This is a genomic window from Hafnia paralvei (genome assembly GCF_020150375.1).
GTDB lineage: Bacteria > Pseudomonadota > Gammaproteobacteria > Enterobacterales > Enterobacteriaceae > Hafnia > Hafnia paralvei.
This window is the reverse complement of record NZ_CP083737.1, coordinates 359704-376898: the sequence shown is the minus strand read 5'-3', so window position 1 is coordinate 376898 and position 17195 is coordinate 359704. Positions and strand designations below refer to the sequence as shown.

The 17195-nt window shown below is 50.0% G+C and carries 15 protein-coding genes; 9 read left to right on the top strand and 6 right to left on the bottom strand.

Features of this window, described 5'->3' with window-relative positions; all coding sequences use genetic code 11:
• Positions 1-252: 252 nt before the first annotated feature.
• The 7 genes from citC to K9N75_RS01660 are packed head-to-tail and all read left to right on the top strand — an operon-like array spanning position 253 to position 7015.
• Complete coding sequence (citC, locus tag K9N75_RS01690) at positions 253-1329, top strand: [citrate (pro-3S)-lyase] ligase (protein WP_064575367.1); 1077 nt, start codon at positions 253-255, stop codon at positions 1327-1329.
• On the top strand, positions 1326-1622 hold the full coding sequence (citD, locus tag K9N75_RS01685; protein ID WP_004095337.1) for a citrate lyase acyl carrier protein: 297 nt from the start codon (positions 1326-1328) through the stop codon (positions 1620-1622). Before citC ends, citD begins: the two co-directional genes overlap by 4 nt.
• A complete protein-coding gene (citE, locus tag K9N75_RS01680) occupies positions 1619-2527 on the top strand; it encodes a citrate (pro-3S)-lyase subunit beta (protein ID WP_008814730.1) in 909 nt (302 codons plus the stop codon). Before citD ends, citE begins: the two co-directional genes overlap by 4 nt.
• A gap of 10 nt (positions 2528-2537) precedes the next feature.
• Complete coding sequence (citF, locus tag K9N75_RS01675) at positions 2538-4070, top strand: citrate lyase subunit alpha (protein WP_130961396.1); 1533 nt, start codon at positions 2538-2540, stop codon at positions 4068-4070.
• 3 nt (positions 4071-4073) lie between these two features.
• Positions 4074-4628, top strand: coding sequence for a citrate lyase holo-[acyl-carrier protein] synthase (citX, locus tag K9N75_RS01670; RefSeq protein WP_004095332.1), 555 nt, complete (start codon positions 4074-4076; stop codon positions 4626-4628).
• Complete coding sequence (gene citG, locus K9N75_RS01665) at positions 4603-5520, top strand: triphosphoribosyl-dephospho-CoA synthase CitG (protein WP_096081199.1); 918 nt, start codon at positions 4603-4605, stop codon at positions 5518-5520. Before citX ends, citG begins: the two co-directional genes overlap by 26 nt.
• A gap of 31 nt (positions 5521-5551) precedes the next feature.
• Positions 5552-7015: an anion permease gene (locus K9N75_RS01660; protein ID WP_008814727.1), complete on the top strand. Its 1464-nt coding sequence runs from the start codon at positions 5552-5554 to the stop codon at positions 7013-7015.
• Positions 7016-7096: 81 nt separating this feature from the next.
• Here K9N75_RS01660 and K9N75_RS01655 read toward each other — a convergent pair whose 3' ends face one another.
• Positions 7097-7462 (bottom strand): diacylglycerol kinase, encoded by a 366-nt coding sequence (locus tag K9N75_RS01655; RefSeq protein ID WP_004095327.1) that lies wholly within the window; start codon positions 7460-7462, stop codon positions 7097-7099.
• 184 nt (positions 7463-7646) lie between these two features.
• Between K9N75_RS01655 and plsB the strand changes: the two genes are divergently transcribed.
• Positions 7647-10124: a glycerol-3-phosphate 1-O-acyltransferase PlsB gene (plsB, locus tag K9N75_RS01650; RefSeq protein ID WP_224452148.1), complete on the top strand. Its 2478-nt coding sequence runs from the start codon at positions 7647-7649 to the stop codon at positions 10122-10124.
• Between the two features lie 71 nt (positions 10125-10195).
• On the opposite strand, the gene ubiA is transcribed toward plsB, so the two are convergent.
• The 5 genes from ubiA to malK all read right to left on the bottom strand — a co-directional run bounded on the left by ubiA (position 10196) and on the right by malK (position 15380).
• Entirely contained in the window at positions 10196-11017 is an 822-nt protein-coding gene (gene ubiA, locus K9N75_RS01645; protein ID WP_004095318.1) for a 4-hydroxybenzoate octaprenyltransferase, read from the bottom strand.
• 72 nt (positions 11018-11089) lie between these two features.
• Complete coding sequence (gene ubiC, locus K9N75_RS01640) at positions 11090-11605, bottom strand: chorismate lyase (protein ID WP_096081200.1); 516 nt, start codon at positions 11603-11605, stop codon at positions 11090-11092.
• Between the two features lie 208 nt (positions 11606-11813).
• Positions 11814-12725: a maltose operon protein MalM gene (gene malM, locus K9N75_RS01635; RefSeq protein WP_039184515.1), complete on the bottom strand. Its 912-nt coding sequence runs from the start codon at positions 12723-12725 to the stop codon at positions 11814-11816.
• A gap of 146 nt (positions 12726-12871) precedes the next feature.
• Positions 12872-14167, bottom strand: a complete 1296-nt coding sequence (locus tag K9N75_RS01630) for a maltoporin (RefSeq protein ID WP_008814722.1) — start codon at positions 14165-14167, stop codon at positions 12872-12874.
• A 103-nt stretch (positions 14168-14270) separates the two neighbouring features.
• Positions 14271-15380, bottom strand: coding sequence for a maltose/maltodextrin ABC transporter ATP-binding protein MalK (gene malK, locus K9N75_RS01625; RefSeq protein WP_004095306.1), 1110 nt, complete (start codon positions 15378-15380; stop codon positions 14271-14273).
• A gap of 511 nt (positions 15381-15891) precedes the next feature.
• Here malK and malE point away from each other — a divergent pair.
• Positions 15892-17082, top strand: a complete 1191-nt coding sequence (gene malE / locus K9N75_RS01620; RefSeq protein ID WP_004095303.1) for a maltose/maltodextrin ABC transporter substrate-binding protein MalE — start codon at positions 15892-15894, stop codon at positions 17080-17082.
• Positions 17083-17195 lie beyond the last annotated feature (113 nt).

Sequence of the window (17195 nt, the reverse complement as noted above, 5' to 3'; positions counted from 1 at the left end):
CTCCATTAATTCAATTAAAATTAATTAAGAAAATAAAAACCATTAAGTCTATTTAAATCTGATAACTCTTTGTGAAATAGGTCAAGATTTCCCATCCTAATACTCCTTACGATCATTACGTCGTCGCACAAATATAAACAAAAAAGATTAAAGCGTTGCAACGAGCAATTGAAAATAAAACGTTATTAATATGCAACAAATCACAACAATTGTGATCGCTATGCATACGTGCGGCAGCTAACAGGAATATCTATGTTTGGTAATACCGTATTCTCTCAGGTAAAGCGCTCTGAAAATAAGAAGATCGCAACTATCGCTCATTTTCTGCGAGAAAATGGCCTGAGTATTGATTCCACCGTGGAAGTCTTTATTACCGTCACCCGTGATGACCAGCTAATCGCCTGCGGCGGTATCGCGGGCAATATCATTAAATGCGTCGCCATTAGTGAATCTGTACGCGGTGAGGGCCTAGCACTCACACTGGCCACTGAATTAATAAATCTGGCCTATGAGAAGCACTGCACTCATTTATTTATATACACAAAAACCCAGAACGAAGCGCTATTTAAGCAATGTGGGTTTTATACCGTCACCAGCGTGCCAAATATTATGGTGTTAATGGAAAACAGCGCAACGCGTATTCAACGCTATGCCAGCTACCTCACCACACTGCGCCACGACGGCAATAAAATTGGCAGCATCGTAATGAATGCAAATCCGTTTACCAACGGACATCGCTATTTGGTGCAACAAGCGGCCGCCCAATGTGACTGGCTGCATCTGTTCTTAGTTAAAGAAGATACCTCGCGTTTTCCTTATGAAGATCGCCTTGAACTGGTACGCGCAGGGACGTCAGACATTAAGAACCTAACGGTGCATCGTGGTTCTGAATACATCATTTCTCGCGCCACTTTCCCTTGTTACTTCATCAAAGAACAAGGCGTGGTCGATGATTGTTACACCGAGATCGACTTAAAAATTTTTCGTCAGTATTTGGCTCCCGCGCTGGGTATTACCCACCGTTTTGTCGGTACCGAACCGTATTGTGAAGTCACAGCCAAATACAACCGTGACATGCGCCACTGGCTAGAGACGCCGTCTCTGTCTGCTCCGCCGATTGAACTGGTGGAAATAGAGCGTTTGCGCTACCACGGCACGGCAATCTCTGCCTCGTGGGTACGCAAACTGCTGGTGCAAAAAGATCTTCCGGCCATCACGCCTTTGGTGCCTGAAGCGACCCGCGCTTATTTACAACGCCTGCTCGTTCCTCGCTCAGAAAACGTGACTGACCGGCCGCAGGAATCCGCATTAGCAACAGGTGAAAAATGAAGATAACTCACGCAGCCGTCGCAGGCACTCTCGAGTCTAGCGACGTAATGGTGCGCATCGCGCCCATAGATACACAAGACATTGACCTGCAAATCAGCAGCAGCGTTCAAAAACAGTTCGGCGATGCTATTCGCGCAACGGTGCTGGAAATTCTTGAGCGCCATGACATACGCGGCGTCCAGCTGATCGTTGATGACAAAGGGGCGTTGGATTGCATTCTACGTGCTCGCCTAGAAACGCTGTTAGTACGCGCCAGCGACGTTAAAAATTTACCTTGGGAGGATCGCGCATGACTTCTCGTATCGCTCAAGAGCGTAAATCCCGCACTCGCCGCAGCATGCTGTTTGTTCCAGGCGCCAATGCGGCAATGGTGAGCAACTCCTTTATCTATCATGCCGATGCGCTGATGTTTGACCTCGAAGATTCCGTCGTGCTGCGTGAAAAAGATGCCGCTCGCCGCTTGGTCTATCACGCTTTACAACATCCACTGTATCAGGACATCGAAACCATCGTACGCGTAAACGCGCTGGACTCTGAATATGGTGTAGCCGACCTTGAAGCCGTCGTTCGCGGTGGCGCTGATATCGTTCGTTTGCCAAAAACCGATACGGCACAGGACGTTATCGATATCGAAAACGAAATTGCGCGTATCGAAGCCGAATGTGGCCGTGAAGTGGGCAGCACAGGTCTGCTGGCTGCGATTGAATCCGCACAGGGTATCACTCAGGCAGTTGCTATCGCTCATGCCTCTCCACGCCTGATTGGTATCGCACTTGGCGCTGAAGACTATGTACGCAACCTGCGCACCGAACGTTCTCCTGAAGGCGTTGAGCTGCTGTTTGCCCGCTGCTCCATTTTGCAGGCCGCACGCTCTGCTGGCATTCAGGCATTCGATACCGTCTATTCCGACGCTAACAACGAAGAAGGCTTCCTGCGCGAAGCTGCACACATCAAGCAGCTAGGTTTTGACGGTAAATCGCTGATCAACCCGCGTCAAATCGAGCTGTTGCATAACCTGTACGCCCCAACTCAGAAAGAAGTCGATCACGCCAAGCTCGTTGTGGAAGCCGCTGAAGCTTCAGCGCGTGAAGGCCGTGGCGTTGTTTCACTGAACGGCAAAATGGTTGATAGCCCTGTGATTGAACGTGCGCGTCTGGTTCTGTCTCGCGCAGAACTCTCTGGCATCCGTGAAGAATAAGGCGAAAAAAATGACTCAGAAAAAAGAACTTCTTCAACGACAGGAACGCGTTTCGGCTTATGCCCATCAAACTGAAAGCGATCTGCCAAGCTATAAAAATGTTTCAAAATTAAATCTGCAAGCACAAAAACCACGCGATAAGAAACTGTGCTCCACGCTGGAAGAGGCGATTCGCCGCTCTGGTCTACATGACGGTATGACCATCTCTTTCCATCACGCTTTCCGCGGTGGCGATCTGACGATCAATCTCGTGATGGCCACTATCGCGCAGATGGGCTTCAAAAACCTAACGCTAGCCTCTAGCTCATTAAGCGACTGCCATGCACCACTGGTTGATCACATCCGAAACGGCGTTGTCAGCCGCATTTATACCTCCGGTCTGCGTGGCCCGTTGGCGGAAGAAATTTCCCGTGGTCTGCTGGATGAGCCGGTGCAAATTCACTCACACGGTGGCCGTGTTCATTTGGTTGAAAGTGGTGAGCTGAATATTGACGTGGCATTCCTTGGGGTTCCGGCCTGTGATCCGTTTGGCAACGCTAACGGCTACACAGGTAAAGCCTGCTGCGGCTCGCTCGGATATGCGAAAGTCGATGCAGAGAACGCCAAGCAAGTGGTTCTGCTGACGGAAGCCTTGCTGCCGTATCCACACAATCCGGCCAGCATCATGCAGGATCAAGTCGATTTGATCGTGCAAATTGATCAGGTCGGCGATGCCGATAAGATCGGTGCAGATGCCACCCGCATGACATCAAACCCACGCGAACTGCTAATCGCTCGCAGCGCTGCCGATGTGGTGGTGAACTCCGGCTACTTCAAAGAGGGTTTTTCACTGCAAACCGGTACAGGCGGCGCCTCTCTTGCAGTAACCCGTTTCCTCGAAGACAAAATGCGTAGCCGCGACATTCATGCAGGCTTCGCACTGGGGGGGATTACCTCCACTATCGTCGATCTGCATGAAAAAGGCTTCATTAAGAAACTGCTGGATGTGCAGAGCTTTGACCGTGCAGCCGCAGAGTCTTTGGCACGTAATCCAAACCACATCGAAATCAGCGCTAACCAGTATGCCAATTGGGGCTCAAAAGGAGCTTCCGTTGACCGCTTAGACGTGGTGGTGCTGAGCGCGCTCGAAGTGGACACTCACTTCAATGTTAACGTGCTCACCGGTTCTGACGGTGTTTTACGTGGTGCATCCGGTGGTCATTGTGACACCGCGGTTGCTGCAGCCCTGTCCATCATCGTTGCGCCACTGGTACGTGGTCGCATTCCTACATTGGTTGATGAAGTCACAACCTGCGTTACACCGGGCTCCAGCGTCGACATTTTGGTTACTGACCACGGTATTGCGGTGAACCCAGCGCGCCCAGAATTAGCCGATCGTTTGAAAGCCGCGGGCTTGAAAGTGGTTTCTATCGAATGGCTACGCGAACGTGCGCAAATACTTACCGGACAGCCTCGCGCTATCGAATTCACTGACCGTGTGATCGCCGTAGTGCGCTATCGCGATGGTTCAGTGATCGACGTCGTTCGTCAGGTTAAGGAATAAACCATGTTTTACCTGCTCCCAACTTTGGCGACCAGCCACACCGTGACATTGCCGGAACTGCTATTCAGCCGTGAATGCAGGCAGTCCCGACAGACGGAGTGGCTGGCGCGCCATACCTCTACCCTGATCTCGTTTACGGTGGTCGCTCCAGGACCGATTAAAGATAGCGTGATGACACGAAAAATCTTTAACCACGGTCTGAAAGCGCTATGCCAACGCGCGGAACAATCAGGTTGGGAGATCAAGGAGCAGGCCTCTTTTGCATTGGCGACCGGCCCTGAGGGGCTGCTCGCCATCGATGCCCCCGCGCGTGTCGTGAAAGAAGCCATGATTGCGCTGGAGCATGAACAGCTACTTGGCCGTTTATGGGACATCGACGTACTGAATCCGCTAGGAAAAATTCTGTCGCGTCGTGATTTTTCACTGCCTAGCCGCACCTGTTTGCTGTGCAATCGCGAAGCCGCACTATGCGCTCGCGAACGGGCACATCCTATTCCTGATTTGATCACCCGCATGGAGGCATTACTGCATGATGCCGATAAAGCAGCAGCCGTCTGATTGCGCCGCTATTGATGAGCATTCAGTTGCTTATTACAGCGAGCTTGCTTACCGCGCCATGTTGGCAGAGGTTAACCTCACGCCCAAACCAGGCTTGGTCGATCGTAATAACTGCGGCGCCCATAAAGATATGGCGCTGGAAGATTTCCACCGTAGCGCATTGGCTATTCGTCAATGGTTGCCTCGTTTCATTGAGTTTGGTGCCTGTAGCGCGAATCTCCCCGCAGTCGATGTGTTGATCGGTCTGCGCCCAATCGGTATCGCCTGCGAAACCGATATGTTTCGCGCAACTGCGGGCGTAAATACCCATAAAGGCAGCATTTTTTCTTTGGGGTTGCTATGCGCTGCAATTGGCCGTTTACACACCTTGCACCGGCTTATCACACCAGAACTGATCTGTAGCACCGCCGCCGCATTTTGCCGTGGACTCACAGAGCGTGAACTGCAAAGCACGATAAATAATCATAAAAACCAACCATCGCAAACCGCAGGACAGCGTCTCTTCCAGCAGCTTGGTCTTACTGGCGCTCGCGGCGAGGCAGAAGCGGGTTATCCATTAGTTATTCAGTTAGCACTCCCACATTATCGTGACCGATTAGCGCAGGGTATCGACCCTGAATTGGCCTTACTGGATACGTTGCTGGTGCTAATGGCACACAACGGTGACACCAACGTGGCCTCTCGCGGCGGTCCAAGTGGCCTAAGTTGGCTACAACAGCGCGCTAAAGCATTGCTGTGTCAGGGCGGCATTCGCCACCCCTCCGATCTCAGACATCTACATGATTTCGACCAGGAATGCATTCAACGCAATCTCAGCGCGGGCGGTAGCGCCGATCTGCTGATTATCACCTGGTTTTTAGCTCAAATTTCGCACTCAAATTATCAACATTAATCATTAAAAGTTCCTTCTTGGAGAATCAGTTATGTCTGTTTCAAAAGATAAGATATGGAAGTTGATAGCACCACTCGCCGTTATGGCAATAATGCTACTCATTCCCGTACCTGATGGTATGCCTCCACAGGCATGGCATTACTTTGCTATTTTCGTCGCGATGATTGTCGGGATGATTTTAGAACCTATTCCCGCCACGGCAATCAGCTTTATTGCGGTAACCATATGCGTTATTGCTAGCCAATACGTACTCTTTGACGCTAAAGAGTTGGCCGATCCCGCTTTTGATGCCAGCAGCAAAGCATTGAAATGGGGCCTAGCCGGATTCTCCAGTACCACCGTATGGTTGGTGTTTGGCGCATTCATCTTTGCACTGGGATACGAAGTCACCGGACTCGGTCGCCGTATCGCCCTGTTCATGGTTAAGTTCATGGGTAAGCGAACACTTACTCTCGGCTATGCCATCGTCATTATTGATATTATGCTGGCGCCATTCACACCGTCGAACACGGCTCGTACCGGTGGTACCGTGTTCCCGGTTATCAAGAACCTACCGCCACTGTTTAAATCGTTCCCGAACGATCCATCATCACGCCGTATCGGTGGTTACCTAATGTGGATGATGGTAATCAGTACCAGCCTAAGTTCTTCCATGTTCGTTACCGGCGCTGCGCCTAACGTACTGGGCCTAGAATTCGTCAACAAAATTGCAGGAATTCAGATTAGCTGGCTGCAATGGTTCCTGAGCTTCCTGCCTGTAGGCCTTATTTTGCTGATCGTCGCTCCATGGCTGTCTTATGTGTTGTACAAGCCTGAAGTGACTCACAGTGAAGAAGTATCTAGCTGGGCCGGTGAAGCCTTGAAAGAAATGGGGCGCCTAACACGTAAAGAAATTACCCTGATTGGTTTGGTCCTACTGAGCTTAGGTCTATGGGTATTCGGCGGCGATTTTATTGACGCTACTGCGGTAGGTATGCTGGCCGTTTCACTCATGTTGGCACTGCACGTGGTTCCTTGGAAAGACATCACCAAGTACAACAGCGCATGGAATACTTTAGTTAACTTGGCAACGCTGGTCGTGATGGCTAACGGCCTGACTCGTTCAGGCTTCATCGACTGGTTTGCAAATACCATGAGCACCCATTTGGAAGGCTTCTCACCAAATGCGACCGTGATTGTGCTGGTACTGGTGTTCTACTTCGCTCACTACCTGTTTGCAAGCCTGTCTGCACACACTGCCACTATGCTGCCAGTGATTCTGGCTGTGGGTAAAGGTATCCCAGGCGTGCCAATGGAACACCTGTGTATTCTGCTGGTACTGTCCATCGGTATCATGGGTTGTTTGACCCCATATGCAACAGGACCGGGCGTTATCATTTATGGCTGCGGCTATGTGAAATCCAAAGACTACTGGCGTTTAGGTGCCATCTTCGGCGTGATTTACATCTCTCTACTGCTATTGGTTGGCTGGCCAATACTGGCGCTGTGGAGCTAATCACTCAGCGATATGTCTTGCTTAACATTAAGGCCACCCAAGGGTGGCCTTAATTATTATGGATGTGAGTACACACTTACATCACATATAGTGTCCCCAGAGGATACTGACCCAAATAAATGCAGACAGCCACAGGGCAACAAAAACAGCGGCCGACCCCATATCTTTGGCACGACCGGAAAGCTCATGAAATTCAGAACCGATACGATCAACAACCGCCTCAATAGCGCTGTTAACAATTTCCAAAATAACCACCAGCGTAACGCAACCAATCAACAAGATGCGTTCTACAATAGTGACATCAAGCCATGCTGCAATCACAACAGCGACAATCATCAGCCCCAATTCTTGACGGAACGCTGCCTCATGTTTCCATGCCGCTTTCAATCCCTTTACCGAGTAACCGGCAGCTTTCACAATTCGAGTCAATCCGGTAGTACTATTCATTTTATTTCCATAAAAGATTTATAGGTATGTATCCTCGCAATTCGCGCTGCTGCTAATGCCGACGCAACGCGAAATATGACGGATATAGCAATTTTAGCGACTTCTCATGCAATCATCACCACAGATCTCAACCAGTGTTTCTGGTATCCTTTCGGCGAATGGCTAACAAGAGGCTTTCTGTTTTATGTCAGGTTGGCGTAAAGTTTACTATAAGTTATTGAATCTACCGCTAAAGCTGCTGGTTAAAAGTAAGGTAATCCCTTCAGAACCAGTAGCGGAGCTACGTTTAGACACCACCCGTCCGGTGCTGTATGTCTTACCCTATAACTCAAAAGCGGATTTATTGACCTTCCGCGATCGCTGTTTGGCTCAGGACCTGCCTGATCCACTCGACGATAATGAAATTGACGGCACTATATTGCCACGCTACGTCTTCATTGACGATGGTCCGCGTGTATTCCGTTATTACGCGCCAAAGCAAGAATCCGTCAAACTGTTCCACGACTATTTGGACTTGCATCGCAACAACCCTGCACTGGATATCCAAATGATCCCGGTGTCGGTTATGTTTGGTCGCTCTCCTGGTCGCGAAGGCCACAATGGCGCGCCACAACTGCGTTTGCTCAATGGCGTTCAAAAATTCTTTGCCGTTATCTGGCTGGGACGCGACAGTTTTGTCCGTTTCTCAAACGTAGTCTCACTGCGTTATATGGCAGATGAGCACGGCACTGACCAAACCATCGCGCAAAAACTGGCGCGCGTGGCGCGTATGCATTTCTCTCGCCAACGCTTAGCTGCCGTAGGCCCAAGCCTACCGGATCGTCAGGCGTTGTTTAATAAACTGCTCTCATCCAAAGCGATTGAAAAAGCGGTTGAAGATGAAGCGCGCAGCAAGAAAATCTCTCGTGAAAAGGCTCAGCAAAACGCCGTGGCCTTGATGGAAGAGATTGCCGCGAACTTCACCTATGAAGCCGTACGCTTATCTGACCGCGTGCTGAGCTGGACGTGGAACCGTTTGTATCAAGGGATCAACGTTCACAATGCCGAGCGTGTACGTAAGCTTGCGCAAGACGGCCACGAAATCGTTTATGTGCCTTGCCATCGCAGCCACATGGACTATCTGTTGCTGTCATACGTCCTCTACCACCAAGGCTTGGTTCCACCGCATATCGCGGCAGGGATAAACCTGAATTTCTGGCCTGCAGGGCCGATTTTCCGCCGCTTAGGTGCGTTCTTTATTCGTCGTACGTTTAAAGGCAACAAACTCTATTCCACCGTATTCCGTGAATATCTCGGCGAGCTGTTTAGCCGTGGTTATTCCGTTGAATACTTTATGGAAGGTGGTCGCTCACGAACCGGACGTTTGCTTGAACCGAAAACCGGTACTCTGGCAATGACCATTCAAGCCATGCTACGCGGTGGAAAACGTCCAATCACGCTGGTTCCGGTATATATCGGCTATGAGCATGTGATGGAAGTGGCAACCTATGCCAAAGAGCTGCGCGGAGCAACCAAAGAAAAAGAAAGCCTGATTCAAATGGTTCGCGGTCTGCGTAAGCTGCGTAACTTAGGACAAGGCTATGTGAACTTTGGTGAGCCAATTCCGATTAACAACTGGTTAAACCAGCATGTTCCTGAATGGCGTGAATCAATCGATCCCATTGAAGCACAGCGCCCTAGCTGGCTGACCCCGACGGTTAACGCGATTGCGAATACCGTTATGGTGAACATCAACAAGTCGGCAGCAGCTAATGCGATGAACCTGTGTTCAACCGCATTACTCGCTTCACGCCAGCGTGCATTAACTCGCGAGCAGCTGCTAGAGCAGTTGGATTGCTATCTGCAATTGCTGCGTAACGCACCTTACGCTGAAGATGCGACGACGCCAAATCAAACGCCTGAAGAGTTGCTGCAACACGCACTACAGATGGGCAAGTTTGAAGTGGAAAAAGATAACATCGGTGAACTCATCATACTGCCACGTGAGCAGGCCGTATTGATGACTTACTATCGCAACAACATTCAGCACATGCTAGTGCTGCCGTCGCTGATTGCAAATATGGTGATGAACCATAACCGCATTTCGCGCACGGAGCTGCTGCGTCAGGTCGATCTGCTGTATCCAATGCTGAAAGAAGAACTGTTCTTACATCATGATCGCAGTGATTTACCGCAGGTTATTGAGCCGATTATCACCGAGCTATGCCGTCAGCAGTTGATCTGCGCCAAAGGCGATGAACTGGTGATGAATCCGGGCCGCATTCGTACCCTACAGCTGTTAGCTGCAGGCGTACGCGAAACGCTGCAGCGTTATGCGATTACCTTCTCTCTGCTCAGTGCCAATCCAAGCATTAGCCGTGGTGCACTAGAAAAAGAGAGCCGTATTATGGCGCAGCGTTTATCGGTACTGCACGGTATCAATGCACCGGAGTTCTTCGATAAAGCGGTGTTTGCAACGCTGGTGGGAACCTTGCGTTCCGAAGGTTATATCAACGATGTTGGCGATGCGATACCCGAACACACGATGGAAATTTATAATCTGCTGAGCGCAATGATTACGCCAGAGATTAAGCTCACCATCGAAAGCGTCAGCGCACCAGAGATAGAAACCTTACCTCCTACGCAAACAGAAGCAGTGAAAGAAGAAGAGAAAGACAATTAACCGATCGTCGATCTTCGATATAAAAAAGGCGCCCATAGGCGCCTTTTTTATACATGCATGTCACGGCGTATTTACGACCAAATCGAAAGTACAATACCGATAAACAGCACTAAACCCGCATAGTTGTTATTGAGGAAAGCCTGAAAACACGGCATACGTTCGCGCTGTGCAATCAGCTTTTGCTGGTGGATAAACAGCGCGCCAGCCAGCAGAATCCCCCAATAATAAGCACCGCTTAGCTGGTTGAGATAACCAATCCACACCATCAACAAGAGCGTCGCCAGCTGCAGTAGACCAATAATCAGCTTGTCGAAACGACCAAACAGGATCGCCGTCGATTTAATACCGATTTTCAGGTCATCATCTCTATCAACCATCGCATATTGGGTGTCATAGGCAACTGTCCAGCAAATATTCGCCAAGAACAACAGCCAGCAGCTCAGAGGCAAACTCTCACTAACGGCGGCATACGCCATTGGTATTGACCAGCCAAACGCCATGCCCAATACCACCTGCGGCAAGTGAGTAAACCGTTTCATAAACGGATAAACCCATGCCAGTGCCAACCCAGCAACCGATAGCCAGATCGTCATCGCATTCAGCGTTAATACCAGCCCAAAAGAGATCAGCACCAGAATGACAAATAAGGCCTTACTCTCTTTTTCCGTCACCGCCCCGCTGGGAAGTGGACGCTGTGCGGTGCGTTTTACATGCCCATCGACCCGCCGATCGGCAAAATCATTGACCACACAACCAGCCGCTCGCATAAAAAATACGCCCAGTGTAAAGACCACCAACAGCTTCAGACTGGGAACTTGACCACCCGCCAGCCACAGTGCCCAATATGTTGGCCAGAGCAATAACAGCGAACCAATCGGCTTATCAATTCTCATCAGGCGACAATAGGCCTGCCACTTGGTTTGAGTCACGAATCCCTCCAGTCATTCATTCCAATGATGACGACACTACAATTCATTATTAACACCATACAACGGAGACTCAGACAAAAAAAGTTCGGTTAACAACAAAGGTTTACCTGATAAACGTAAACGGCTACGCCGCGCCCACAACTCACCCTGCTCACCAACCTGAATAAAATCACGCGTCAGCTCTGCGGCCTTGAACAAATAACGACCCAGAGGAACCGTACCGAGCGTGAGCAAGGAGACCTCTTCCCCCGTCAATGAGGTTTCAGGTATGAGTGTGCGACCAAATAGCCAAGGCACATTATCACCACACAATAAAACCTCGCGTAGCCAAAAGCGCTCACAATCAGGAAGCTGGGTGAGTTCCTCACCTAAAGAGTCTACGCCGATAAAGCCTTCGCGCTGCGGAACGATGGTGACTTTGCCACAGTGGCGTTCAAAACGAGCGGTCATAGACTGGCATTCCCCTAGCCAGCTCTGCTGCTTCGCAGTTAAACTGACGTCATGGATAAGGTGCCAATGAGTTACGTCCAACGACGGATGACGGTCTGTCATTCCGGTGACTCCAAAACTGAAAATAGCGCCAGCCCTCGCCCACGCTGAAAATTGGATGGCCATTGTAACTCAGTTTACGCTGTGTAGGCAGAGCAGTAGCAATAGATGATCAGTTTGATAACAATTGCAGGATTGGATTCAGCTGAAAAACAAAAAAAGGGTGCCCCAAAGGACACCCAGTCAAAGAGCCAGCTTCCGCAGCGTGGGTTTACCCCTTGCCTTTCACACTACGGATAAAGGTTTCACGGGCAGTGGTCGAACCTAATTGTTCCGCTTCATTCATCAGTTTCAATGCCTTATCAATATCCCCGGCCTTAACGGCTGCACGAATACCGCTATTGAAATATTCATCAGTGTCTTTAAGCATTGGCTGTGCCGGCTTAGCAGGAGCGGCTATCGGCGTTGAAACAGGTGCGCTGGAGCCTACGACGACCGGCTGTTCTTTTGGTGCCATCGGCAAGATCCCACCGATCATCACGTTGCCGGTGTTTTGCTCTGCTTTCACTTTGATCTTGATCGTGCCGGTAGACTGATGGATCGCGATCGGATCGGGAATGTTGGGTACTGCATTGCCAACGCCAGCGGCATAGGCTTTAGCCGGATCAACCATCTGTGTTGTTTTTGCCAGATCCTGAGACGTAGTGTAGATGACCAGATAGATCTGCTTTTGGCCCAAAGCTGGCGTCAGTTTTAATGTACCTTCCAAGCGATCGCCGCTCATGACACCCGGTTGCTGATAGCTGAAATAGCTGCTGGGATAAAACGCCGCTGGACGCATATTTTCGTCCAGAACCATCACACTTGGCGCATACACTTTCTTGGCATCCACTAAACTACTGATCGTTATTTCTAGCGATCCGCGATCGGCAGGCAGAGTAAACGCGCCGACAGCACCTTGAATATCACCAATGTGCAGTTGCGCACTGCTGCCGTTAAGCAGTGCCGTTTTGGTTACCGGTGGAACCAGTGGCTCCCATGGCAATTGTTGCAGCGTTGCGGTTGGGATAGCTGGAGCCGTCGCAACGTTTGCAGGCTGGATAGTGCTATCAGCCTGAGCGCTGAGCGGCATTGCACTGAACATCGCTACGGCGACGCTCAAAGCGACGATATTTTTTGTCATGACAGCTTTGATTTTATTATTCATTTTGCTTTTCATTTTATTTTTCATTGTAGAACCCCACCTAGAGATGGCTCGGCAACAGTGGCAAGAACGTCGCCGACCCCAATGAAGTGCGGCGGAATAATTCCGCCGCCGTCAAACAACTGTTACCACCAAACTTCCATCTGTGCGCCGAAGGTGACTTCATCGTCATTTCCGCGGCTGAACTTATGGGTATTGTTATCGTTGTACGCGACGCCGTCGCTATAACCCGTGTCATCTTTCGTGGCGTAGCCCCATTTCTCATCCCATTTAGCGTAGGTTGCAAACAGTCGAATGGCTGGACGAGACCAAATACTGTCACCCGCCTGCCATTGCTGTGCCAACGTCACTTTATACTGGTTGTTATTGTCGCCGGTACGCTGAGATTTCACGTTGTCATAGCCAAATTCCAGCAGGGTGCTCATGATTGGCGTCCATTTGTACATCGGGCGAATACCTGCGGTGTACCATGTGGTGCCATTCTTATCATCGCGGTCAATGTCTTGATACATCCCTACGTACATCAGCGCCCACTTGTCGTTGAAGTCGATGCCGCCGTGGTCAAGAATTCGGATCATGTGGCCATTGTTATTGATGCTGGAACCTTCAGAGTGACCTGAGTTATTTGAGGTCATAGAATCGGTAGCATACTGAACTACGAATTTGTTAAAGCCGCTGTAGATCGCCTGAGTATGCTCTGCCGTCAGCATCACGCCATCTTTCGAGGCATCTTTCGCACGATGATAACCATCGGTCAGATTAGAACGACCGTAGTCAAAACCTAATTCCAGCGTACCACCAGGGTTAGTCTCCAAGCCGGCTAAACGCACGTCATACACATCGTTAGCGGTATCTTTAATCAGATCACGTTGCTCCTGAGAGCTGAAACCATTAGAGCCACCGGTTTCGGTATTGCGCGTTGCAGCCACAGACAATTTACCGAAGCCCAAGTCGATATTTTCTAAACCCGCACCTGGGCCAGAGATATCCCAATAGTAGAAATCGATCATGTGAACGTCATGGCGCTGATAGAAGCGTTTACCTGCCCACAGCGTAGAGCCCGGAGCCCACTCAATAACGTTTTTAGCCTGAATATTGGCTTCACGGAAGGCCGGATCTGTCGCTTCCCAGTCATTGGTCTGTTGCACGGAATACGCAACGTTGGTGTCAAAATAGAAGCTCTTGTCACCGTCTTTCCACAGCTCCTGACCCAACTTTAATTCCGCGTAAGTCTCACATTCGTTACCCAAACGGTATTTGCTCTGAGCGCCTGTCGCTTTGAAACATTGCTGCTCGCCGCCGCTTGCGGTCCAACCGATACCTGAACGTGCGTAACCATGGAAATCTACAGCCAGTGCCTGTGTTGACAGCACCGCACTCGCAACAGCCAGTGCTAAAGGTACCTTGCGCAAAGTCATCATCATTCTCCTGATAGGGTTGCCTGACGGCATAAAGTTATAAGTGTTCTCTATCTAACGTTTTCTCACTCAACACATTGTTAACTAACAACTCTCTAACCAAGAGCTAGACACCTAGCTCTTTATGCAGCCGTCGGCAGGCGACACCGTCTTCTCGGAATAGATGACAGCGTTCAGGTGGCAAGCCAATGGCAAATTTGGCGCCCTCATCAACCAACACCACGTCGTTCTGGCGATAGACAAGGTTTTGACGAATAGCGGGAATTTGAATGTGGATTTGAGTTTCATTGCCTAACTGCTCGACTACTTGAACGTCACCTTCAAGAGTGACTTCGGCGTCATGGCTTGGCAGTAAATGCTCAGGACGGATACCCAGAGACAGGTTGCTCCCCACCTGTACATTCGTTCCTTCCACGGGTAACCAAACCTGCTGGCGATTAGGTAACTCAATTTGCACACGCTGCGGCTCAGCGGCGGTGACTTTAACCGGTAGGAAATTCATTTTTGGCGAGCCGATAAAGCCCGCCACAAAACGGTTAGCCGGATAGTGATAAAGCTCTAAAGGCTTGCCGATCTGCGCTACGCTACCGCCGTCGAGAACAACGATTTTGTCAGCCAACGTCATGGCTTCGACCTGATCGTGGGTGACATAAATCATGGTGCGTTCTAAACGCTTATGCAGGCGTGAAATCTCGATGCGCATTTGTACGCGTAGAGCGGCATCCAGGTTGGATAGCGGTTCATCCAGCAGGAATACGTCTGGCTCAGCCACTAACGTACGTCCAATCGCCACACGCTGACGCTGCCCGCCAGAAAGCGCTTTAGGACGACGATCTAGAAGATGTGCCAATTGCAGAACTTCAGAGACTTGATTAACGCGTTGGGTAATTTCCGCTTTTTTCGTACCTGCCAGCTTGAGGCCGAATGACATGTTATCGGCCACAGAGAGATGCGGATAAAGCGCATAGGATTGGAACACCATACCGATGCCACGCTCTGCCGGAGGCACTTCATTCATGCGTTTGCCGCCGATGAGTAATTCGCCGGAAGTGATATCTTCTAAACCAGCAATCATGCGCAGCAACGTCGATTTGCCGCAGCCTGATGGCCCAACAAACACCACAAATTCGCCGTCCTGAATCTCAAGGTTCACGTCTTTAGAAATAACGACGTCTCCGTAAGCCTTATATACGTTGCGCAGTGCTACGCTCGCCATGCGTTACTCCTGTCTATCACTCGCTAAAAAGGTCCACTAACGCGGCATCTCACACTGGCCTAATCCGTAGCCATGCGTTTTCAGCAGATGCGCCTTATCGATTGCTGCCGATAGTGCGTGAGAAGCAAGCAAGCGTAATCATCCGTAACAAGGTTTTTCATGGGGGAGGAGATGGGAGGATGAGAGAGAATGGCTAATAATGAAAAGTTCATACCTTTCAGTGAATTCGTGATCCTGCTAGCAAAAATAACCCTGCGATTTTGTGCCTACATCCACAGAATAGGCGGTAGTGTTAACCAGATCACAAGAAACCCTCTAGGGGCGTAGAGGGGGGGAGGATGAGAAGCAATCTCGTGTAATAGAGTATGGCACTGCATCAGAAATCCCTTAACCACGGGGTCAAGCAACGAATTCGTGCTCTACGGCTTATCTGAACTGTTTTGCCTTCCTCGCAAAGCCGAACAGACATCAAACTCATACCTCGACAGAACAGAACAAGAAGGATTGGATAATGACTAAGAAATCAGGCATCAGAACGCTCGCCCTCTCGGCACTGGCTACGCTGGTTCTCTCCTCTTCCGCGTTCGCTAAAATTGAAGAAGGCAAACTGGTTATCTGGATTAACGGCGATAAAGGCTATAACGGTCTAGCTGAAATCGGTAAAAAGTTTGAAAAAGAAACCGGCATTAAAGTGCTGGTTGAGCATCCTGATAAGCTGGAAGAGAAATATCCACAGGTCGCCGCCACCGGTGATGGACCTGACATTATCTTCTGGGCCCACGATCGTTTCGGCGGCTACGCACAGTCTGGCCTGCTGGCCGAAATCCATCCTTCTAAAGCGTTCCAAGACAAACTCTATCCGTTCACTTGGGATGCCGTACGCTATAACGGCAAGCTGATTGCCTATCCTGTCGCAGTTGAAGCGCTGTCGCTGATTTACAACAAAGATATCCTGCCGGAACCACCAAAGACTTGGGAGGAGATCCCTGCTCTGGATAAAGAGTTACGTGCAAAAGGCAAGAGCGCCATCATGTGGAACTTACAAGAACCGTACTTCACATGGCCAATTATCGCGGCTGATGGTGGGTATGCGTTCAAATACGACAACGGCACCTACAACATTAAAGACGTCGGGGTGAACAACGCGGGCTCTCAGGCGGGTTTGCAGTTCATCGTCGACTTGGTGAAAAACAAACATATCAATGCGGATACTGATTATTCCATCGCCGAAGCGGCGTTTAACAAAGGCCAAACGGCGATGACCATTAATGGCCCTTGGGCTTGGTCAAACATCGATAAGAGCAACATCAACTACGGTGTCGCGCTGTTACCTACCTTCAAAGGTCATCCGTCAAAACCTTTCGTGGGCGTACTTAGCGCAGGGATTAACGCCGCCAGCCCGAATAAAGAATTGGCCACCGAGTTTCTGGAAAACTATCTGATGACCAACGCAGGTCTGGAACAAATTAACAAAGACAAACCGTTGGGCGCCGTCGCGCTGAAGTCTTATCAGGAAACCTTAGAAAAAGATCCTAAGATTGCAGCCACCATGCAGAACGCCCAGAAAGGCGAAATTATGCCAAACATTCCGCAAATGAGCGCTTTCTGGTACGCAGAGCGTAGCGCCATCATCAATGCGGTGAATGGTCGTCAAAGTGTGAAAGAAGCATTAACTGGTGCAGAACAACGCATGACCAAGTAGTTGACATGAGATGCCCCCTAACGCCACAAGGCGCTAGGGGGAAACCGTTCTTGTATGTTTCAGATGAAAAATAGTTGTCCGTAACCGCCTTCGGCGTAAGAGAAATGAGGGAG